Annotated in this window: 15 protein-coding genes; 13 read left to right on the top strand and 2 right to left on the bottom strand. The window is 73.8% G+C overall.

Features of this window, described 5'->3' with window-relative positions; genetic code table 11:
* Nucleotides 1-71 precede the first annotated feature (71 nt).
* The 6 genes from ssd (at nt 72) to ABEB17_RS06385 (ending at nt 4,557) form a co-directional block, all read left to right on the top strand.
* Nucleotides 72-1,166 carry a septum site-determining protein Ssd gene (gene ssd / locus ABEB17_RS06410; RefSeq protein ID WP_345715849.1) on the top strand — a complete coding sequence of 365 codons (1,095 nt, stop codon included), beginning with the start codon at nt 72-74 and terminating at the stop codon, nt 1,164-1,166.
* The gene (locus ABEB17_RS06405) at nt 1,163-2,335 is read left to right on the top strand and encodes a TadA family conjugal transfer-associated ATPase (protein WP_345715848.1); all 1,173 of its coding nucleotides are present in this window, start codon (nt 1,163-1,165) and stop codon (nt 2,333-2,335) included. Before ssd ends, ABEB17_RS06405 begins: the two co-directional genes overlap by 4 nt.
* On the top strand, nt 2,332-3,018 hold the full coding sequence (locus ABEB17_RS06400) for a type II secretion system F family protein (RefSeq protein ID WP_345715847.1): 687 nt from the start codon (nt 2,332-2,334) through the stop codon (nt 3,016-3,018). Before ABEB17_RS06405 ends, ABEB17_RS06400 begins: the two co-directional genes overlap by 4 nt.
* Nucleotides 3,015-3,587 carry a hypothetical protein gene (locus tag ABEB17_RS06395; protein WP_378227001.1) on the top strand — a complete coding sequence of 191 codons (573 nt, stop codon included), beginning with the start codon at nt 3,015-3,017 and terminating at the stop codon, nt 3,585-3,587. The genes ABEB17_RS06400 and ABEB17_RS06395 overlap by 4 nt, the downstream gene beginning before the upstream one ends.
* Before the next feature lie 75 nt (nt 3,588-3,662).
* Nucleotides 3,663-3,857 (top strand): DUF4244 domain-containing protein, encoded by a 195-nt coding sequence (locus ABEB17_RS06390; protein ID WP_345715846.1) that lies wholly within the window; start codon nt 3,663-3,665, stop codon nt 3,855-3,857.
* On the top strand, nt 3,850-4,557 hold the full coding sequence (locus tag ABEB17_RS06385; RefSeq protein ID WP_345715845.1) for an Rv3654c family TadE-like protein: 708 nt from the start codon (nt 3,850-3,852) through the stop codon (nt 4,555-4,557). The genes ABEB17_RS06390 and ABEB17_RS06385 overlap by 8 nt, the downstream gene beginning before the upstream one ends.
* Here ABEB17_RS06385 and ABEB17_RS06380 read toward each other — a convergent pair.
* Both ABEB17_RS06380 and ABEB17_RS06375 read right to left on the bottom strand, forming a co-directional pair.
* Nucleotides 4,542-5,024, bottom strand: coding sequence for a hypothetical protein (locus ABEB17_RS06380; RefSeq protein WP_345715844.1), 483 nt, complete (start codon nt 5,022-5,024; stop codon nt 4,542-4,544). The genes ABEB17_RS06385 and ABEB17_RS06380 overlap by 16 nt on opposite strands.
* A 93-nt stretch (nt 5,025-5,117) precedes the next feature.
* The gene (locus ABEB17_RS06375) at nt 5,118-7,448 is read right to left on the bottom strand and encodes a DEAD/DEAH box helicase (RefSeq protein ID WP_345715843.1); all 2,331 of its coding nucleotides are present in this window, start codon (nt 7,446-7,448) and stop codon (nt 5,118-5,120) included.
* Nucleotides 7,449-7,596: 148 nt separating this feature from the next.
* Between ABEB17_RS06375 and ABEB17_RS06370 the strand changes: the two genes are divergently transcribed.
* From ABEB17_RS06370 to tmk, 7 genes are all read left to right on the top strand, one after another.
* Complete coding sequence (locus ABEB17_RS06370; protein ID WP_345715842.1) at nt 7,597-7,953, top strand: STAS domain-containing protein; 357 nt, start codon at nt 7,597-7,599, stop codon at nt 7,951-7,953.
* 51 nt (nt 7,954-8,004) lie between these two features.
* Nucleotides 8,005-8,343 (top strand): ATP-binding protein, encoded by a 339-nt coding sequence (locus tag ABEB17_RS06365; RefSeq protein WP_345715841.1) that lies wholly within the window; start codon nt 8,005-8,007, stop codon nt 8,341-8,343.
* A gap of 187 nt (nt 8,344-8,530) precedes the next feature.
* Nucleotides 8,531-10,999, top strand: coding sequence for a sodium-translocating pyrophosphatase (locus ABEB17_RS06360; protein WP_345715840.1), 2,469 nt, complete (start codon nt 8,531-8,533; stop codon nt 10,997-10,999).
* A gap of 231 nt (nt 11,000-11,230) precedes the next feature.
* Nucleotides 11,231-11,839: a CGNR zinc finger domain-containing protein gene (locus ABEB17_RS06355; protein ID WP_345715839.1), complete on the top strand. Its 609-nt coding sequence runs from the start codon at nt 11,231-11,233 to the stop codon at nt 11,837-11,839.
* Between the two features lie 24 nt (nt 11,840-11,863).
* Nucleotides 11,864-13,408, top strand: a complete 1,545-nt coding sequence (locus ABEB17_RS06350) for a DUF7059 domain-containing protein (protein WP_345715838.1) — start codon at nt 11,864-11,866, stop codon at nt 13,406-13,408.
* A 146-nt stretch (nt 13,409-13,554) separates the two neighbouring features.
* On the top strand, nt 13,555-16,416 hold the full coding sequence (gene topA / locus ABEB17_RS06345) for a type I DNA topoisomerase (RefSeq protein WP_345715837.1): 2,862 nt from the start codon (nt 13,555-13,557) through the stop codon (nt 16,414-16,416).
* A gap of 51 nt (nt 16,417-16,467) precedes the next feature.
* Nucleotides 16,468-18,800 (top strand): dTMP kinase (gene tmk, locus ABEB17_RS06340; RefSeq protein ID WP_345716365.1); only part of this gene is annotated, 2,333 nt, incomplete at its 3' end.

Raw genomic sequence — 18,800 nt, 5'->3', positions numbered from 1 at the left:
CCGTCCGGGCGCTCGCCGTGCGCGCCGTCGGGCCGCCAGTGTCGAGGTGTTCCCGAGACGCTGGAGGCGGCATGGCCCAGGACGTGTGGTTGCTGAGCGGCGACGAGGTGCTCGTCGTGGAGGTGCAGCGGCTCGCCGCCTCCGCCGGCGTGCGCGTGCAGGTGGCGTCCCAGCTCCCGGATCGCGGCCGCTGGCCCGCGGGTCTGCTGCTCGTCGGCGCCGACCGGGCCGGGGTGCTCGCCCGCTCGCGGGGGGCCAGGCGGGCGGACGTCGTGGTGGTGGCGTTCGCCCGCGCCGGTGCGCCCGAGGGGGCCGAGTCGGATGCCGCCTGGCGACACGCGGTAGCGCTCGGCGCAGACCAGGTGGCGGTGCTGCCGCTGGCTGGTGAGTGGCTGCTCGAGCGCCTGGCGCGGACCGTGGAACCGGCGACCACGGCGCACGTGCTGGCCGTCCTCGGCGGTTGCGGCGGAGCGGGGGCGTCGCTGCTCGCCGGTGCGCTCGCGGTTGCCGGTGCGGACTCCGGTCGGCGCACCCTCCTGGTCGACCTGGACCAGCTCGGCGGTGGGCTCGACCTCGCGCTCGGTCTGGACGACGTCCCAGGGCTTCGCTGGCCGGAGCTGACCTCGGCTCGAGGTCGCCTGCCCGCCAGCAGTCTGCACGAGTCGCTGCCGCGGGCGGGCTCCCTCGCGGTGCTCGCGGCGGGTCGCGGGGACCCGATGGACCTGCCCGTGGCCGCGGCGACCGCGGTGCTGGACGCCGCGGGACGCGGCCACGAGCTCGTGGTGCTCGACGTCGGTCGATCCCTGGATCCGGTGGCGCACGCCGCGCTCGACCGGGCGGACGAGCTGCTGCTCGTGGTGCCGACGCGGTTGCGGGCCGTGGTTGCCGCCCGGCAGCTCGTGGCGGCACTGGGACCTCGCGCGTCGAGCGTGACCGTGGTGGCCCGGCGACGTCCGGACGAGCGGTGGACCGGACGTCGGGTGGCGGACGCGCTCGGTCTGCCACTGGCTGCCGTCCTGGCCGACGACCCGCGGCTGGACGCCGACCTGGCCCGCGGTGTCCTGCCGGGTGCGCGCCTGCGCAGCCCTTCGCGTCGGGCAGCTGAGCAGTGCCTGGCGCGAGTGTTCGCCGCGCGCGCGGATCGCGATCGGGTGGCGGTCGCGTGACGGGAGCGTCCGCCCAGGTCCTTGACGCTGCGCTGCTCGCTCGCATCCGGGACGCCCTCGCCGGCGCCGGGCAGGTCACCCCGGATGCCGTCGCGCAGGCGGCCCGCGAGGTCGGCGTCGTCCTCGGTCACGAGGGTCTTCTCCAGGCGGTGGACCGGCTGCGGGCCGACCTGCACGGGGCCGGTCCGCTGCAGCCCCTGCTGGCCGACCCAGACGTCACCGACGTCCTGGTGAATGGCCCGGGCAGCGTCTGGGTCGACCGGGGTCGCGGCGTGCAGCGGGTCAGGGTGGACGTCGGCGACGAGCGGGACGTGCGCGCGCTGGCGGCTCGGCTCGCCGGTGCGGCTGGTCGCCGGCTGGACGACGCGTCCCCGTTCGTGGACGCGCAGCTGGCCGACGGCGTCCGGCTGCACGTCGCGCTCCCCCCACTCGTCGCCGGTGGGACCCACGTGTCACTGCGGGTGCCGAGCCGGCGCGAGCTGGATCTCGCCGACCTGGTGCGGCTCGGCACCGTTCCCCCGCCCTGGGCTCAGGTCCTGGAGCACCTGATGAGCGGGCTGGCCGCGTTCGTCGTCTCCGGCGGGACCGGTGCGGGCAAGACCACGGTGCTGGGCGCGCTGCTCGGTCTGGTGCCGCCCGCGCACCGCATCGTCGTCGTCGAGGACTGCGCCGAGGTGCGCGTTCAGCACCCGCACGTCGTCCGGCTGGCGGCGCGCTCCCCCAACGTCGAGGGTCGGGGCGCGGTCACCCTGACCGACCTCGTGCGGCAGGCGCTGCGCATGCGGCCGGACCGGCTGGTCGTCGGCGAGGTGCGCGGCGCTGAGGTCCGCGAGCTGCTCGCGGCGCTCAACCCCGGCCACGAGGGAGGGTGCGGCACGCTGCACGCGAACTCGGTGACCGAGGTGCCGGCTCGGCTGGAGGCCCTGGGTGCCCTGGCCGGGCTCGACCGGGCCACCGTCCACGCCCAGGTCGCCGCGGCGATCCAGGTGGTGCTGCACCTGCGCCGCCACCGTGGTGCCCGCCGCCTGGTGCAGGTCGGTGTGGTGCAGCGCATCGGCGACCTGGTGCAGGTGGTGCCCGCGCTCGTCGCGGATCCAGCCGACCCGTCGGCGGTGGGCGTGCGTGGACCGGGGTGGGGCGCCCTGCGCGAGCGGCTGGAGCTGCCGTGACCGCGACGACGACCGCGATCCTGGTGGGGCTCGCCGTGCTGGTCTGGCCGGCCCGGCGACGGCTCCACCCGGCCACTGGCGGCGCTGCCCCCGATGTCACGGACGGTCGGGTTCCGCAGGCCAGCGTGACTGCCGAGCTGCTGCTCAGCGTCGTCGAGATGATCAGCGCGCAGGTGCGCGCCGGGTCGGCGCCGACCAGTGCCTGGCTGTCCGCGCTGGACGTGCTGGGCCTGCCGTCGCCCGGTCCATCCGCAGACCCCCAGGTCTGGTGGGACCGCGCCGCCCGGTCCAAGACAGCCCAGTCCAAGACAGCCCGGTCGAAGACAGCCCGGTCCGAGGCGGCCCAGTCGGCCCGGTCGGCCGGGGCGGCGTGGCGGCTGGCCGAGCGCACGGGAGCGCCGCTGGCCGACGCCCTCGACGGCGTGGCCACGACCCTGCGCGAGGAGCAGGCGTTGTCGGCGGACATCGCGGCGGCGCTGGCCGGTCCGCAGGCGACCGCCCGCCTGCTCACCGTCCTGCCCCTGGGTGGGCTGGTGCTCGGTGAGCTGATCGGGGCGCGACCCCTGGACGTCCTGGTGGGCACCGATCTGGGGCGCTGCTGCGCTGTGCTGGGCGCGGTGCTGCTGCTGCTCAGCCGGTGGTGGATGCGCCGCCTGGTGCGGGCCGTCGCGCGGGCGGCGTGATGGTGCACCCGGGCGCGCTCGGCGGTGCGCTCCTGGTCACGGCCACCCTGCTGGCCTGGCCGCCGCAGGGGCGGTCGGCGCTGCCGTCGTCTCCCGTGCCCGGGACTGGCGCAACGGAACGAAGGCCGGGGCGGCGGGCGGCGACGGACGGCGATGCCGGCCTCCCGGCCCCGATCGTCCTCGAGCTGATGTGTGCTGCGCTCGAGGCCGGCCTGCCGACGGGCTCGGCCCTGCGCGCTGCGCTGGCGGTGGCGGGGAGCGAGTTCGACGGGCACGCCTTGCTGGCCGCCGCTCCCGGTCGACGCACCGCGGCGGCGACACCGCAGTGGGCCCCGCTGGCCCGCGCGCTCGACCTGGCAGACCGCACGGGCGCTTCGGCGGCGGTGCTGCTCCGCTCGGCTGCCGCGGACGAGCGGGCCAGACGCCGGGCGGCAGTGCGGTTGTCCTCGGGTCGGCTGGGCGTGCGGCTGGTCCTGCCGCTCGGGCTCACCGTCCTTCCCGCCTTCGTCCTGCTCGGCGTGGCCCCGGTGGTTCTCGGCCTGGCCGACCAGGTGCTCAGCTCACCCTGACGGCGCTCGACCGATCGCCGACGTGGCGCGGCAACCGCTGCGCGACAACGAGATACCGAGGAGAGGAACACGACCATGGCCACAGGCACGAGCCTGCGCCGACGCATCACCGGACGGGTCGCAGATGCCGGCATGACGACGGCGGAGTACGCGATCGGCACCCTCGCGGCGTGCGGGTTCGCCGCGCTGCTGGTGACGATCCTGCGCGGTTCGGCCGTCCGTGCGCTGCTGACCGGGATCATCGAGCGGGCGTTGGCGCTCGGTGGCTGAGACCGGGCGGTCGCCGAGCGCGGACGACCAGGGGAGTGCGACGGCCGAGCTGGCTGTCGCCTTACCCGCCGTGGTGCTGGGCCTGGCCGCGGTCCTCGGGGTCGGGCACGTCGCGCTGGCGCAGCTGGCCTGCGTGGATGCCGCTCGGGCCGGTGCCCGGCTGGCCGCACGTGGTGAGACGGACGCGCGCGTGCTGGCGGCGGCCCGGGAGACCTCCGCCTCACCGTCCTCGCGGGTCACTCTCACCCGCGGCCGGCTGGTCACGGTCGTGGTGCGCCGTCCGGTGCACCTGCTCGGGATCGGTCCCACCGTGATGACGCAGGCCCGGGCGCGGGCCGAGCCGGAGCAGCCGGCGGACGGGGGCAGCGCCACGGTCCTCGTGCTTGCCACAGTCCTGGTCGCCGTCGTGCTCGCCCTGCTCGTCGGGGGCGTCGCGGTGGCGGTGCTGGCTCGGCACCGCGCAGTGGTGGCGGCCGATCTTGCCGCCTTGGCCGGCGCGGCCGCAGCGCGTTCCTCCGGTGCCCCGTGCGAGCGGGCGCGGTCCGTGGCCGGAGCGAACGGCGCGGCCCTGCAGCGGTGCGCGGTGACCGGTCAGGTGGTGCAGGTCAGGGTCGCCGTCCGGCCACCCGGTCCGGTCGGTCGACTCGGGCTGGCGTCCGCGAGCGCGGCGGCCGGACCGTCCGGTCAGGCCTCGCGGTGACGGGCGGGGTCCTCGGTGGCGGCCGTCGTTTCCGGCGTGCTCGTGGTCTCCGGCGTGCTGGAGCTCGGTGCCACGGACTGCCGCCCGGGCTCGCGGACCAGCTGGCGGTCCGGCTGGTCGTCCACCACCGGCGTGCGGGTCTCGGTGCTGCCGGCCTTCTCGGTGGCGGGCTGTGCGCCAGTCTCGGTGACGGGGATCGGGCCGCTGACGTGCTCCTTCTCGACCTTTCGCAGGCGCTTCATCTCCCGGCGTCGCTCGACGCGGCGTCGCGTGCCACGGCGGATGAACGAGAGCCCGATGAGCGTCACCAACATCGCGATCGCGCCGGCCAGGAAGACCCACACCGGCTGGGTCGTCACGTCCACGACCGAGGTGTTGAAAGCGACGTCCTGCGCGGATCCGTTCGCGACGACGCCGACGACGACCACCGCCACGAGGACCAGCAGGATGATGCCGAGCACGAGCATGGGGGTCCTCCGAGTCGATTCCGTGGCGCCTGCCACCGTCAGTACGCGGCCGACAGTAGTGCGGTCGAGCCGGTTCGGCCCGTTCTGCGAGCCTCATCCACCGTCCGCGGACGCCCTGAGCAGCATGCTGAGCACTCGCAGCGCCCCCCGCTTGTCCAGCGGTTCGTTCCCGTTGCCGCACTTCGGCGACTGGACGCACGACGGGCAGCCGGTCTCGCAGGCGCAGCCCTGCACCGCGTCGTGCGTCGCCTGGATCCAGTCGCGCATCACGGCGAACCCGCGCTCGGCGAACCCGGCGCCCCCCGGGTGGCCGTCGTGCACGACCACGGTGGGCCGCCCGGTGTCCGGGTGCAGCGCGGTGGACACGCCGCCGACGTCCCAGCGGTCGCAGGTGGCCAGCAGTGGCAGCAAGCCGATCGCCGCGTGCTCGGCGGCGTGCAACGCGCCGGGCACGTCCGGCGCCTCGAGTCCGCACCCTGCCAGCGCCTGCGACGAGGTGTGCCACCACACCGCCTTGGTCACCAGGTCGCGCGGCGGCAGGTCGAGGGGCTGCTCGCCCAGCACCTCGCCGGTGACCAGGCGCCGACGCAGGAACGAGACCACCTGCGAGGTGACCCGGACGACCCCGAAGCAGACCTCGACGTCACCCCACTCTCGCCGCTGCAGCGTCTCCAGCAGGCGCACGTCGCTCAGCGAGCGCGCGTGCGTCGTCCACGGCGGCGCCGACCGCTCGACCAGCGCCAGGTGCTGCTCGAGGTCCAGCCGGCGCACCACGAAGGTGTCGCCCTGGTGCACGTAGACGGAGCCGTCGTGCACCGTGCGATCGGCCGCGCCGGCGTCCACGGTCCCGAGCACCCGGCCGGTCTCCTCCTCCACCACCCGCACGGTGGAGCCGCCGGTCCCGCGCAGGTCCGTCCGTGCGGTCGCCCGGTCGGATCGCGGCCAGAACCAGCCTCCGGGTCGCCGCCTCAGCACCCCTTGAGCGACCAGCACGTCCAGCACGCCACGGGCGCTCGGGCCGAACAGCACGAGGTCGTCCTCGGTGAGCGGGAGCTCGGCGGCCGCGGCCGCCAGGTGCGGGGCCAGGACGTAGGGGTTGTCCGGGTCCAGCACCGTCGCCTCCAGGGGCGTCCCGAACACTGCCGCCGGGTGCTGCACCAGGTAGGTGTCCAGGGGATCGTCAGCGGCGACGAGTACCGCCAGTGCGTCCTGACCCTCGCGGCCCGCCCGGCCGACCTGCTGCCACATCGAGGCCCGACGGCCAGGCCAACCGGCCATCAGCACGGCATCCAGGCCCGCGATGTCCACCCCGAGCTCGAGGGCGTTCGTGGCGGCAAGGCCCAGCAGCCGTCCCGAGCGCAGGTCCCCTTCCAGTGCCCGCCGCTCCTCCGGCAGGTAACCGCCGCGGTAGGCCGCCACCCGGTCGGCCAGCTCGGGATCGACCTCGCCGAGCAGGCGTCGGGTCGTGGCCGCGACCTGCTCGACCCCGCGTCGGGACCGGACGAACGCGAGCGTCCGGACGCCGCGCGAGGTCAGGTCCGTGAGCAGGTCGGCGGTCTCGGCCTGCGCGCTGCGCCGGGTCGGTGCCTCGTGCTCCCCGCCGCCGGGCAGCAGCGGCGGCTCCCAGAGCACCACGTCCGTGCGGCCGCGCGGCGACGCGTCGTCCGTCACCGCCCGCACGGGAAGGCCTACCAGGCGACTGGCGTGCTCGGCCGGGGACGACACCGTGGCGGAGGCGAGCACGAAGGTCGGTGCCGACCCGTACCGCTCCGCCACCCGCCGCAGCCGGCGGAGCACGGTGGCGACGTGCGAGCCGAAGACTCCCCGGTAGTGGTGGCTCTCGTCGACGACCACGACCCGCAGGCCGCGCAGGAACCGAGCCCAGCGCTCGTGCCCGGGCAGCAGCGAGTGGTGCAGCAGGTCCGGGTTCGTCAGCACGAACGACGCGTGGTCCCGCACCCACCGCCGCTCCTCGGGGGCGGTGTCACCGTCATAGGTCGCCGCGCGCAGCCCGGGCAGCTGCAGCGCCTCCAGCCGGGCCAGCTGGTCGGCCGCCAGCGCCTTCGTCGGAGCGAGGTAGAGCACCGTGGGCCGCCGGACCGCGAGTCCCCGGCCTGCGTCGTCCAGCACCGCGGTCAGCGCCGGCAGCAGGTAGCCGAGCGACTTGCCGCTCGCGGTGCCCGTGGCCAGCACCGTGTGCTGGCCGGCGTGCACGAGGTCCGCGGCCTGTACCTGGTGCCGCCAGGGACGCAGCACGCCGCCGAGCTGGAACGCGGACACGACGAGCGGGTCCGCCCAGTCCGGCCAGTCGGCGTACTCAGCTGCCCGACGCTCCAGGTGCTCGATGTGGCGCACCCGGTCCGCGCGCAAGCCACTGGCCCGCACCACGTCCAGCATGCTGGGCTGCTGGCCGGGGGTGGACATGCGCCCATGCTCCCCCGCGGCACCGACGGACCGGCCGGCAGACGGGTGGTTGAGGCGTCCAGGTGGCAGACGGCAGGCCCCGGACGGTTCTCGGTAGCGCCATGCGGTGGTTAGATAGCGCGCAGTGACGAGGGGCAATGGAGGAACTGTGGATCTGTCCGTGGGCACCCGCGAGCAGGGCGGGCGAATGATCGTCGAGGTCAGTGGCGAGATCGACGTCTACAGCGCTCCTGCACTGCGCGACCAGCTGAACACGCTCGTCGCCGGGGGACACCATCACCTGGTCGTCGACATGCAGGGCGTGGAGTTCCTCGACTCCACCGGCCTCGGCGTCCTCGTCGGTGGCCTCAAGCGCGTGCGCACCCAAGGGGGCTCGCTGCACCTGGTGTGCTCGCAGGAGCGCGTGCTCAAGGTGTTCCGGATCACCGGGCTCACCAAGGTGTTCGCCATCCACGACTCGGTGGACGAGGCGCTCGCGGCCCACCCGACCGATACCGAGGGCTGAGCCGAGCAGGTGGGGGGCAGCAGGGGGACCGTTCGCCTGACCTTCCGGGCCTTGCCGACGCACGTGCGGACGGCCCGGCTGGTGGCGGTGACGGTCGCTCGGCGGGCCGGCTGGCCGGAGGGCCAGCTCGAGTCCGTCCGGCAGGGCGTGGGGGAGGCCTGCGCGCTGGCGCTGCGGGCGGCCGGACCGGACGGCTCGTTGACGGTGGAGCTCGACGACCGCGGCCCGAGCCTGGTGGCGCGGGTCTGGCCGGTGCCGACGTCCACCGGGACCTCGGATGACGACCTCCCCTGGGCGGTGCTGGCCGGGCTGACCGACGACGCCGCCATCGAGCAGCAGGACGGCGTGAGCGTGCTGCGTCTGTCCTGGGTGAACCCACCAGCGAGCTGACCGGTGACCGGACCCACCGCCCGACGGCGCAGAGGCGTTCGTTGCAGATCCGCGACCTGGGTTTCCTTCCGCGCCTTGCTGGGCACCGATACAGTCCGCTACGAACGTCCCCCCGGTCGGTGTGCCAAGTGACGCGCGCCCTTCCCGACCAGCCGTGGGGACGTCCGCCACGTCTAGGAGGACGCGAATGCGCGGGCTGAGCCAGGCCGCTGACGGTGCCACCATTTCCGGCGCCAACCTGACCTACGTCGTCGTCGTCGCGGTGATCGGGGTGTTGTCCCTGCTGGTCGCCTCGGCGTTCCGCCGGCAGGTGCTCGCCGCGCCCGACGGCACCGAGAAGATGCAGGAGATCGGCCGAGCCGTCCAGGAGGGCGCCTCGGCGTACCTCGCCCGGCAGTTCAAGACGCTCGCCGCGTTCGTGGTGATCGTCTTCTTCCTGCTCCTGGCACTGCCGGCCGACTCGAGCAGCGTCCGCTTCGGCCGCTCCGGGTTCTTCATCCTTGGCGCGCTGTTCTCGGCGACGATCGGCTACCTGGGCATGTCCCTGGCCGTGCGCGCCAACGTGCGCGTCGCCGAGGCCGCTCGCCACGGTGACCGGGACGGTGGCATGCGGGTCGCGATCCGCACCGGCGGCACGGTCGGCATGGCCACGGTCGGCCTCGGCCTGCTGGGCGCCTCGATCGTCGTCCTGATCTACAAGGGTGACGCGCCGAAGGTGCTCGAGGGCTTCGGCTTCGGCGCCGCGCTGCTCGCGATGTTCATGCGCGTCGGCGGTGGCATCTTCACCAAGGCCGCGGACGTCGGCGCCGACCTGGTCGGCAAGGTCGAGCAGAACATCCCCGAGGACGACCCGCGCAACGCCGCGACGATCGCGGACAACGTGGGCGACAACGTGGGTGACTGCGCGGGTATGGCGGCCGACCTGTTCGAGTCGTACGCCGTGACCCTGGTCGCCGCGCTGATCCTCGGCAAGGCCGCCTTCGGCGACGCCGGCCTGGTCTTCCCGCTGATCGTCCCGGCGCTGGGCGCGCTGACCGCCGTGTTCGGCGTGTTCATCGTCAAGCCCCGCGGCGGCGAGAGCGGCCTGACCGCGATCAACCGCGGCTTCTACATCTCGGCGGCCATCTCGGCCGTGCTGTGCGGGATCGCGGCCTTCGCCTACCTGCCCGCCACGTTCGGCGAGCTGACCAACGCGAACGAGCAGGTCCAGGCGCTGCAGGGCGATCCGCGGCTGGTGGCCACGGCTGCCGTGGCGCTGGGCATCGTGCTGGCCGGCATCATCCTGTGGCTGACCGGGTACTTCACCGGTACCGAGGACCGCCCGACCAAGGACGTCGCCCGCACCTCGCTCACCGGCGCGGCCACCGTGGTCCTGTCCGGCTTCGGCGTCGGGCTCGAGTCGGCCGTCTACACCGCCGTCATCATCGCGGGCGCGGTCTACCTGGCCTTCGTGCTCGGCGGCAGCACCGTGATCCTGTCGCTGTTCCTAATCGCGCTGGCGGGCTGCGGCCTGCTCACGACGGTCGGCGTCATCGTCGCGATGGACACCTTCGGCCCGGTCAGCGACAACGCGCAGGGCATCGCGGAGATGTCCGGCGACGTGGACGGCGAGGGCGCCAAGATCCTCACCGAGCTGGACGCGGTGGGCAACACCACCAAGGCCATCACCAAGGGCATCGCGATCGCGACCGCGGTGCTCGCGGCGACCGCGCTGTTCGGCTCCTACACGGACGCCGTCAACGTGGCCCGCGAGACCGCCGAGGCCAGCATCACCGGCCCGGTCAAGGCAGCGGTCGTGGCCTCGTTCAACTACGAGATCGTGACGCCGTCCACCCTGGTCGGCCTGATCCTCGGTGCCGCGGTCGTCTTCATGTTCTCCGGGCTCGCCATCAACGCGGTGACCCGCGCGGCGGGCGCCATCGTCTTCGAGGTCCGTCGCCAGTTCCGCGAGCACCCCGGGATCATGGAGGGCACGGAGCGTCCCGAGTACGCGCGCGTCGTCGACATCTGCACCCGGGACTCGCTGCGTGAGCTCGCCACGCCGGGTCTGCTGGCGGCCATGGCACCCATCGCCGTCGGCTTCGGCCTCGGCGTCGGGCCGCTCGCCGGCTACCTCGCCGGAGCCATCGGCGCGGGCGTCCTGATGGCCGTCATGCTGGCCAACAGCGGTGGCGCCTGGGACAACGCGAAGAAGATCGTCGAGGACGGCCACTACGGCGGCAAGGGGTCCGAGGCACACGCGGCCGTCGTCATCGGTGACACGGTGGGCGACCCGTTCAAGGACACCGCCGGCCCGGCCATCAACCCGCTGATCAAGGTCATGAACCTGGTCGCGGTGCTGATCGCACCGGCCATCGTCCAGCTGAGCGTCGGCAAGGACGCCAGCGCGCCGATCCGCTACGGCATCGCCGGGGTCGCGGTGATCATCATCATCACGATGGTCGCGATCACCAAGCGCCGGGACATCGCCTTCGGCGACGACGCCACGGACGCCGAGCAGGACGTCGTGGGCGTGGACGACGACGGTGCGGCGAGCACGGCTGACGGTCAGGCCGTGCGGACCGACGACGCGGCCGACGACGCGGGAGCGGAGCCCGGCGTCGCTGACGAGGCCGGCGAGGCCGACGACGCCGAGGAGCGCGCCGTCACCCGCTGAGCCGCTCGCCTCGCTCGCCTCTCGGACGCCCGCCGTCCGAGGGGCGAGCGCGTTTTGCGCCCGAGATCGCGCCGCAGCCCCTCCATGTCGGACAGCTGCTGCATGGCGATGGCGGTGATGAAGCTGGCCATGGTGAACCTCCCTAACACCAGTCATCACGTTATGCCGGTGTCGGAAGAATCGCAACCCCCAAAACGCTGACGGTGGTGTCGCGAGTAGGATGGAGGTGCCATGTCGACCACCCCCACGCCCGGGCCGCCCACGCCGCCCACGCCGCCCACGCCGCCCCGGCCGCCGCACGTCGAGCTGCTGATCGGCTACGCCAACTCGATCGACCACGAGCTGGCCACCGACGACCTGACCACCCCGGCCGAGCTCGACGCCTGGCTGACCGAGCACGGCCTGGGGGCCGGAGCCATGCGGGCCACCGCGGACGACCTGGCAGTGGCCCGACGGCTGCGCGAAGCCCTGCAGGCGGCGTTCACGGCCAACCACGAGGGCACCGGCGACTTCACGGCGCTGGATGCGGTCGCCGAGCGCCTGCCCCTGCGGCTGGGCGGCCGGGACGTCCCCGGGGACAGCCCGCAGCCGGGCCTGGTCCCGGTGCTGGACGGTGTCCCAGGCGCGCTCACCCGGCTGCTCGTCGCCGTCAACGCGGCCGTGGTCGACGGCACCTGGCGGCGGGTGAAGCTGTGCGCCGCCGACGACTGCGGGTGGGCCTACTTCGACGCCAGCAAGAACCGCTCCCGCACCTGGTGCGAGTGGGGCTGCGGCAACAAGGCGAAGACGCGCAGCTACCGCGCGCGCCGCAAGGCCGCCGGTATGAGCGGGCCGGCATGAGCGGGCCGGCATGAGCGGGCCGGCATGAGCCGGCCGGCGCCGCGGTTCGCCGACGACCAGGCGGCCCGCGACCTCGCGGCTGACCTCGCACCGTTCACCGTCGACGCCGTCGGCGACCTGCTGGGCCCACAGGCGTCGTCCGCCCTGCTGCGGGAGGAGCCGATCGCGGCTCGCCGGGCGCTGCGGGGCGACGACCGCCCGCTGGCCGTGCTGGTCCGGCTCTTCGTGCTGGGCGAGCCGGTCGCAGCGGCGGCGCTGGATGCGGCGCTGCCGCGCACCGGGTCCCGCGGGGCGGCGGACGCCGGGCTCGTCGAGCTCATCGGCAGTGACGCGTCGCCCGTCGCCCGCCCGCTGGTCGACCTGGGGCCGCACGCGGCCGACGACGTGCAGTGGTGGCTGGCGTGCGACCTCGGGGAGCTCGCCACCGGTGGCCCGCTGCCCGCGGACCACGTCCTCGGGGTCGGCGGCGCCTCCACCACGCTGGCCCAGTGGACGGTCCAGGCGCCCGTCGGCAGCGTCCTCGACCTCGGCACCGGGTGCGGGGTGCAGGCGTTCCACGCGGCCCGGCACGCGACGTCCGTGCTCGGCACCGACTCCTCCGAGCGGGCGCTCGCGTTCGCCGACTTCAACGCCCGGCTCAACGCGGCCGTGGTCGGCGGGCCGTTCGCGGACCGCCGCCTCCAGCTGCGCCGCGGCGACCTGCTCGAGCCGGTCGCCGGGGAGCGGTTCGACCTCGTGGTCAGCAACCCGCCGTTCGTGATCACCCCGCGCGCGGCCGGCGTGCCGCTCTACGAGTACCGGGACGGCGGCCTGGCCGGCGACGAGGTCGTCCGCCGGCTGGTCGGCGGAGTCGTCGACGTGCTCGCGCCGGGTGGTGTGGCGCAGCTGCTCGGCAACTGGGAGCACCGGGTGGACGACGACGGGCAGGCACAGGACTGGGCGCAGCGGGTGCGCGAGTGGCTGCCGGACGGCGTCCAGGCCTGGGTGGTGCAGCGCGAGGTGCAGGACCCGGCCCAGTACGCGCAGACCTGGGCCCGGGACGGTGGCCACCTGCCGGGGTCCGGCGCCCATGACGACCTGGTCGAGGGCTGGCTGGACGACTTCGAGGCCCGCGGCGTCGCGGCCGTCGGCTTCGGTGTCGTCACGCTGCGCAGGGCCGAGCCGGGCTGGCACCGGGTCGAGGAGCTGCGCGGCCCGCTGGACGGACCCATGGGCGACGTCGTCGCCGCCGTCCTGGACGCCGAGACCTGGGTGCGTGGCACCTCGGACGAGGACCTGCTGGCCGCCCACCTGACCGTCGCTGCCGACGTCACCGAGGAGCGTCACGCCCTGCCCGGCGCGGCGGACCCGCAGGTGATCCTGCTGCGTCAGGGTGGCGGCCTGCAGCGGGTGGTGCGGGCCGACACGGCTCTCGCCGGGCTGGTCGGCGCCTGCGATGGCGAGCTGTCCGTCGGGCAGATCGTCGCGGCCCTGGCGCAGCTGCTGGAGGAGCCCGAGGCCGACCTGCGCGCCCGGCTGCTACCCGACGTGCGGCACCTCGTCGCCGACCTGCTCCTGCAGCACCCCTGACCGACCCGCCAACCACGAGAAGTGCCGCTTCAAGATCACCTTCGTCGGCCCCGCTGTGGACGCCGATTGCATACTCTCGGTCCCGCGGCGTTACCGTCGTGCCCGGTGGGGTGCTCCCTGCCGGTCCGTTCAGCAAGGGGAGAAGCGTGGCCACGTCGTCCAGCAGCCGTCGCCGGCTCGTCATCGTCGAGTCCCCGGCGAAGGCCAAGACCATCGCCGGCTACCTCGGCGAGGGCTACGACGTCGAGGCGAGCGTGGGACACATCCGCGACCTGCCCCAGCCCTCCGAGCTGCCGGCGGACATGAAGAAGGGCCCGTTCGGCAAGTTCGCCGTCGACCTCGAGAACGGCTTCGAGCCGTACTACGTGGTCGATGCCGACAAGCGCAAGAAGGTCGCCGAGCTGAAGCGGTTGCTCAAGGACGCCGACGAGCTCTACCTGGCCACCGATGAGGACCGCGAGGGCGAGGCCATCGCGTGGCACCTGCTCGAGGCGCTGCAGCCGAAGGTCCCGGTCAAGCGCATGGTGTTCCACGAGATCACCCGCGAGGCCCTGCAACGCGCCCTCGAGACCACCCGCGACATCGACGACCGGCTCGTCGACGCGCAGGAGACCCGCCGCATCCTGGACCGGCTGTACGGCTACGAGGTCTCCCCGGTGCTGTGGCGCAAGATCCGCCAGGGCCTGTCGGCCGGCCGCGTGCAGTCGGTGGCCACCCGCATGGTGGTCGAGCGCGAGCGGGAGCGCATGGCGTTCCGCTCGGCGTCCTACTGGGACCTGCAGGGCACGTTCGCCTCGGACGACGACACCGCCTTCAGCGCTCGCCTGACCTCGGTCGACGGCGCCCGGGTGGCGACCGGCAAGGACTTCGACGACCTGGGCCAGCTGCAGACCGGCTCGCGGGCCGTCGTCCACCTCGACCAGAGCGCCGCGACCACCCTCGCCCAGGCGCTGATCGACGTCACCGTCACGGTGCGCAGCGTCGACGAGAAGCCGTACACCCGCCGTCCGGCCGCGCCGTTCACCACCTCGACGCTGCAGCAGGAGGCGAGCCGCAAGCTGCGGTTCTCGTCCCGGCACGCGATGCGCGTCGCACAGTCGTTGTACGAGAACGGTTTCATCACCTACATGCGCACCGACTCGACGGTGCTGTCCAGCGAGGCGCTGTCCGCCGCGCGCAGCCAGGCGTCGGAGCTGTACGGCCCGCAGTACGTGCCGGACCAGCCGCGGCACTACGCGAACAAGTCCAAGAACGCGCAGGAGGCGCACGAGGCGATCCGGCCCGCCGGCGACCGGTTCCGCACTCCTGCACAGGTTTCCGGGCAGCTGCGCGGCGACGACTTCCGCCTCTACGAGCTGATCTGGAAGCGCACGGTGGCCAGCCAGATGGCCGACGCGCGCGGCTCGACCGCGTCCGTGCGGCTCGCCGCGACGGCTACCGACGGCCGGGACGCCGAGTTCAGCGCCAGCGGCACCGTCATCACCTTCCGCGGCTTCCTCGCGGCGTACGAGGAAGGCCGGGACGAGGTCCGCGGCGACAGCGACGGCGCGGACGCCGAGCGCCGGCTGCCGCAGCTGGCGGTCGGTGACGGCGTCTCGACCCGTGAGCTGGACGTCTCGGGTCACGAGACGAGCCCGCCGCCGCGCTACACCGAGGCCAGCCTGGTCAAGGCCCTCGAGGAGCGCGGCATCGGCCGCCCGTCGACGTACGCCTCGACGATCTCGACCATCCTGGACCGCGGGTACGTGTGGTCGCGTGGCTCCGCCCTCGTGCCGCACTGGGTCGCCTTCGCGGTGACCCGCCTGCTCGAGGAGCACTTCGCCCGGCTGGTCGACTACGACTTCACCGCCGCGATGGAGAGCGACCTCGACAAGATCGCGGACGGCCACGAGCAGCGTTCGCGCTGGTTGCAGCGGTTCTACTTCGGCGACGCCGACACCGCGCTCGAAGGGCTCAAGGACCTGGCGGGCGACCTGGACGAGATCGACGCCCGCGAGATCAGCACGGTGCCGCTCGGCGACGGGGTCGTCCTGCGGGTCGGTCGCTACGGCCCGTACGTCGAGGTCACCGGACCGGACGGCGAGCCGCAGCGCGCCACGGTGCCCGATGACGTGGCCCCGGACGAGCTGAGCGTCGAGAAGGCCCGCGAGCTGCTGACGATGAGCGGGGACGACGGCCGCGTGCTCGGCGAGGACCCGGCGACCGGACGCGACATCGTCGTCAAGGCCGGCCGCTACGGCCCGTACGTCACCGAGCTCATCCCGGACGACGTCCCGGACGCCTCTGACACCGACGACTCCGGTGACGAGGGCGACCGGGCGCAGGACGCGTCCAGCGAGACCGTCGAGGGCGAGACCGAGGCCAAGCCGAAGAAGAAGGCCGCCAAGAAGACGGCGAAGAAGGCCGCCAAGAAGGCGGCGAAGCCCCGGGGGCGCACGGCCAGCCTGTTCAAGGACATGTCACCGGAGTCCGTCACCCTCGAGGACGCGCTGCGGCTGCTCTCGCTCCCCCGGATCGTCGGCAACGACCCCGAGTCGGGCGACGAGATCACCGCCCAGAACGGCCGCTACGGCCCGTACCTGAAGAAGGGCACGGACTCGCGGTCGCTGACCAGTGAGGCACAGCTGTTCGACGTGACTCTCGAGGAGGCGCTGGCGATCTACGCCCAGCCCAAGCGCGGGCGCGGTCAGTCCGCGAGCGCCCCGCTGCGCGAGCTGGGTGACGACCCGGTCTCGGGCAAGCAGGTCGTGGTCAAGGACGGCCGCTTCGGCCCGTACGTGACCGACGGCGAGGTCAACGCCACGCTGCGCAAGGACGACGACCCCGCCACCATCACCCAGGAGCGAGCGGCCGAGCTGCTGGCCGACAAGCGGGCGCGCGGACCGGCCAAGAAGCGCGGGGTCAAGAAGACGGCCGCGAAGAAGACCACGGCGAAGAAGACGGCCGCGAAGAAGACCACGGCGAAGAAGACCGCGGCGAAGAAGACGGCAGCCAAGAAGGGCGGCTGAGCGGTGCGCCCCTCTGTCTGCCGTCTCACGTAGGCTTCCCGCGTGGCTGACATGAGCGCGAGCCTGCCCGGGCCGCCGGAGGCGCCTGCTGAGCAGGCTGTCGACGCCGGTCTGCCAGCCAGCGCCCTGGAGCCGCCGGACCACGACATCCGTGCGGTGCTGGCGATCACGCCGTTCCGCCGGCTCTGGCTCGCGCTGGGCCTGTCCAGCCTGGGCGACTGGCTGGGGCTGCTGGCCACCACGGCGCTCGCCTCGACCCTGGCCGACACCTCGTCCGGCAAGCTGCTCGCGGTGTCCGGGGTGTTCATCCTGCGCCTGGCGCCGGCGGTGCTGTTCGGGCCGCTGGCCGGGGTGGTGGCCGACCGGCTGTCCCGCCGTCTCGTGCTCGTGTACGGCGACGTGCTGCGCTTCGTGCTGTTCTGCACGATCCCCCTGGTGGGCACGTTGTGGTGGCTGTACGTCGCCACGGTGCTGGTCGAGATCGTCGGGCTGTTCTGGATGCCGGCGAAGGACGCGACGGTGCCCAACCTGGTGCCCCGCAAGCGGCTCGAGGCGGCCAACCAGCTGAGCCTGGTCGTGACCTACGGCTCGGCGCCCGTCGCGGCGCTGCTGTTTGCCGGTCTGACCCTGGCCAGCGGAGTCCTCGACGGTGTGTGGAGCCACCTCGAGGGGAACCCGACCTACCTCGCAATGTACGCCAACGCCCTGACGTTCCTGGTGTCCGCGCTGGTGATCTGGCGGCTCGACTTCCCGCAGACCACGAACCACACCGCGAAGCAGGAGTCGATCCTGCGCACGGCGGTCGAGGGCTGGAAGTACATCGGGAGCACGCCGCTGGTCCGCGGCCTGGTGCTCGGCATGCTCGGCGCGTTCGCGGCCGGCGGTCTGGTGATCGGGCTGGCGCCGGCGTTCGTCAGCGCGCTCGGGGCCGGGTCGCCCGGCTACGGCACGCTCTTCGCGGCGGTCTTCCTCGGGATGGCCCTCGGCATGTGGCTGGCGCCCCGCCTGCTGGCCGAGTTCTCCCGGCGCCGCCTGTTCGGCCTGTCGATCGCCGCGGCCGGCTGCTGGCTGATCCTGCTGTCCGCCATCCCCAACATCGCGCTCGCCGTCTTCTTCACGATCGGTCTGGGCTCGTGCGCCGGTGCCGCGTGGGTCACCGGCTACACCCTGCTCGGCCTCGAGGTCGGCGACGACATCCGCGGCCGCACCTTCGCGTTCGTGCAGTCGATGGTCCGGGTCGTGCTGATCTCGGTGCTGGCCCTCGGCCCCATCGTGGCGGCGGGTCTGTCCCAGCTGCTGAACCTGCCGGCCACGTTGCACATCAACGACGACGTCAGCCTCACGTACACCGGCGTGATGGCCACGTTCCTGCTGGCCGGGTTCGGTGCGATCGCGATCGGCTACGTGTCGTACCGGCAGATGGACGACCGTCGGGGCATCCCGCTGGTCCGCGACCTGGCCCAGGCGATCGCCCAGCGGCAGCTGCAGGACGCGCCGGTCCGCCGGGCGGCGTACCCGGGTCGCTTCGTGGCCTTCGAGGGCGGCGACGGCGCGGGCAAGTCCACCCAGGTCCGACTGCTCGGCGAGTGGCTCACCGAGCACGGCTACACCCCGCTGCTCACGCACGAGCCCGGCGCGACCGAGGCCGGCGTCAAGATGCGCGAGGTGCTGCTGCACGGCGGCGAGCTGACCCCGCGGGCCGAGGCGCTGCTGTTCGCGGCCGACCGCGCCCACCACGTCGAGACGGTGGTGCGCCCGGCGCTCGAGGCCGGCGAGGTCGTCGTGACCGACCGGTTCAGCGACTCCTCCGTGGCCTACCAGGGCACGGGCCGCGACCTGGGCACGGCGGAGGTGGCGCAGCTGTCGCGCTGGGCCACCCAGGGTCTGGTTCCGGACCTCACCATCGTGCTGGACGTCGAGCCGGACATCGGCCGCCTACGCCGCGACGACCAGCACGACCGGCTCGAGCAGGAGCCCGACGAGTTCCACGCGCGGGTCCGCGAGCGCTTCCTGGCGCTGGCCCGCCGGGCGCCGTCCCGGTATCTCGTCGTCGATGCCGCGCTGGGGCCGCAGCAGATCCATCGCGAGGTGCTGGACCGGCTGACGGCGCTGCTGCCCGAGTCGGCCACCGAGCGCGCCGCTCGTGAGGAGCGCGAGGCCGCCGAGCTGGCGGCCCGGGAGCAGGCCGAACGCGACCGCCAGCGCCACGCCGAGGTCGAGGCCCAGGTGATCGCCGAGCGGCAGGCCCGGCGCCGCACCGAGGAGGCCGCGCGCGAGCAGGCCCGCCAGCAGGCGCAGCTCGAGGCGGCGGCCCGAGCCGCGGCTGAGCAGGCCGAGGCAGCCGAGGCGGCCGCGAGGGCGGCCGCGGAACGCGCGGCGGCGGA

Origin of the sequence: Angustibacter luteus (genome assembly GCF_039541115.1) — a bacterium.
Lineage (GTDB): Bacteria > Actinomycetota > Actinomycetes > Actinomycetales > Angustibacteraceae > Angustibacter > Angustibacter luteus.
This window is presented reverse-complemented; position numbering and strand designations above follow the sequence as displayed.

Bases quoted from the DNA above. Each gene is read 5' to 3' on its own strand.
- ABEB17_RS06375 (WP_345715843.1), bottom strand. From the start codon at position 7,448: ATGTCCACCCCCGGCCAGCAGCCCAGCATGCTGGACGTGGTGCGGGCC.
- ABEB17_RS06355 (WP_345715839.1), top strand. From the start codon at position 11,231: ATGTCGACCACCCCCACGCCCGGGCCGCCCACGCCGCCCACGCCGCCC.
- ABEB17_RS06360 (WP_345715840.1), top strand. From the start codon at position 8,531: ATGCGCGGGCTGAGCCAGGCCGCTGACGGTGCCACCATTTCCGGCGCC.
- ABEB17_RS06380 (WP_345715844.1), bottom strand. From the start codon at position 5,024: ATGCTCGTGCTCGGCATCATCCTGCTGGTCCTCGTGGCGGTGGTCGTC.
- ABEB17_RS06390 (WP_345715846.1), top strand. From the start codon at position 3,663: ATGGCCACAGGCACGAGCCTGCGCCGACGCATCACCGGACGGGTCGCA.
- ssd (WP_345715849.1), top strand. From the start codon at position 72: ATGGCCCAGGACGTGTGGTTGCTGAGCGGCGACGAGGTGCTCGTCGTG.
- ABEB17_RS06350 (WP_345715838.1), top strand. From the start codon at position 11,864: ATGAGCCGGCCGGCGCCGCGGTTCGCCGACGACCAGGCGGCCCGCGAC.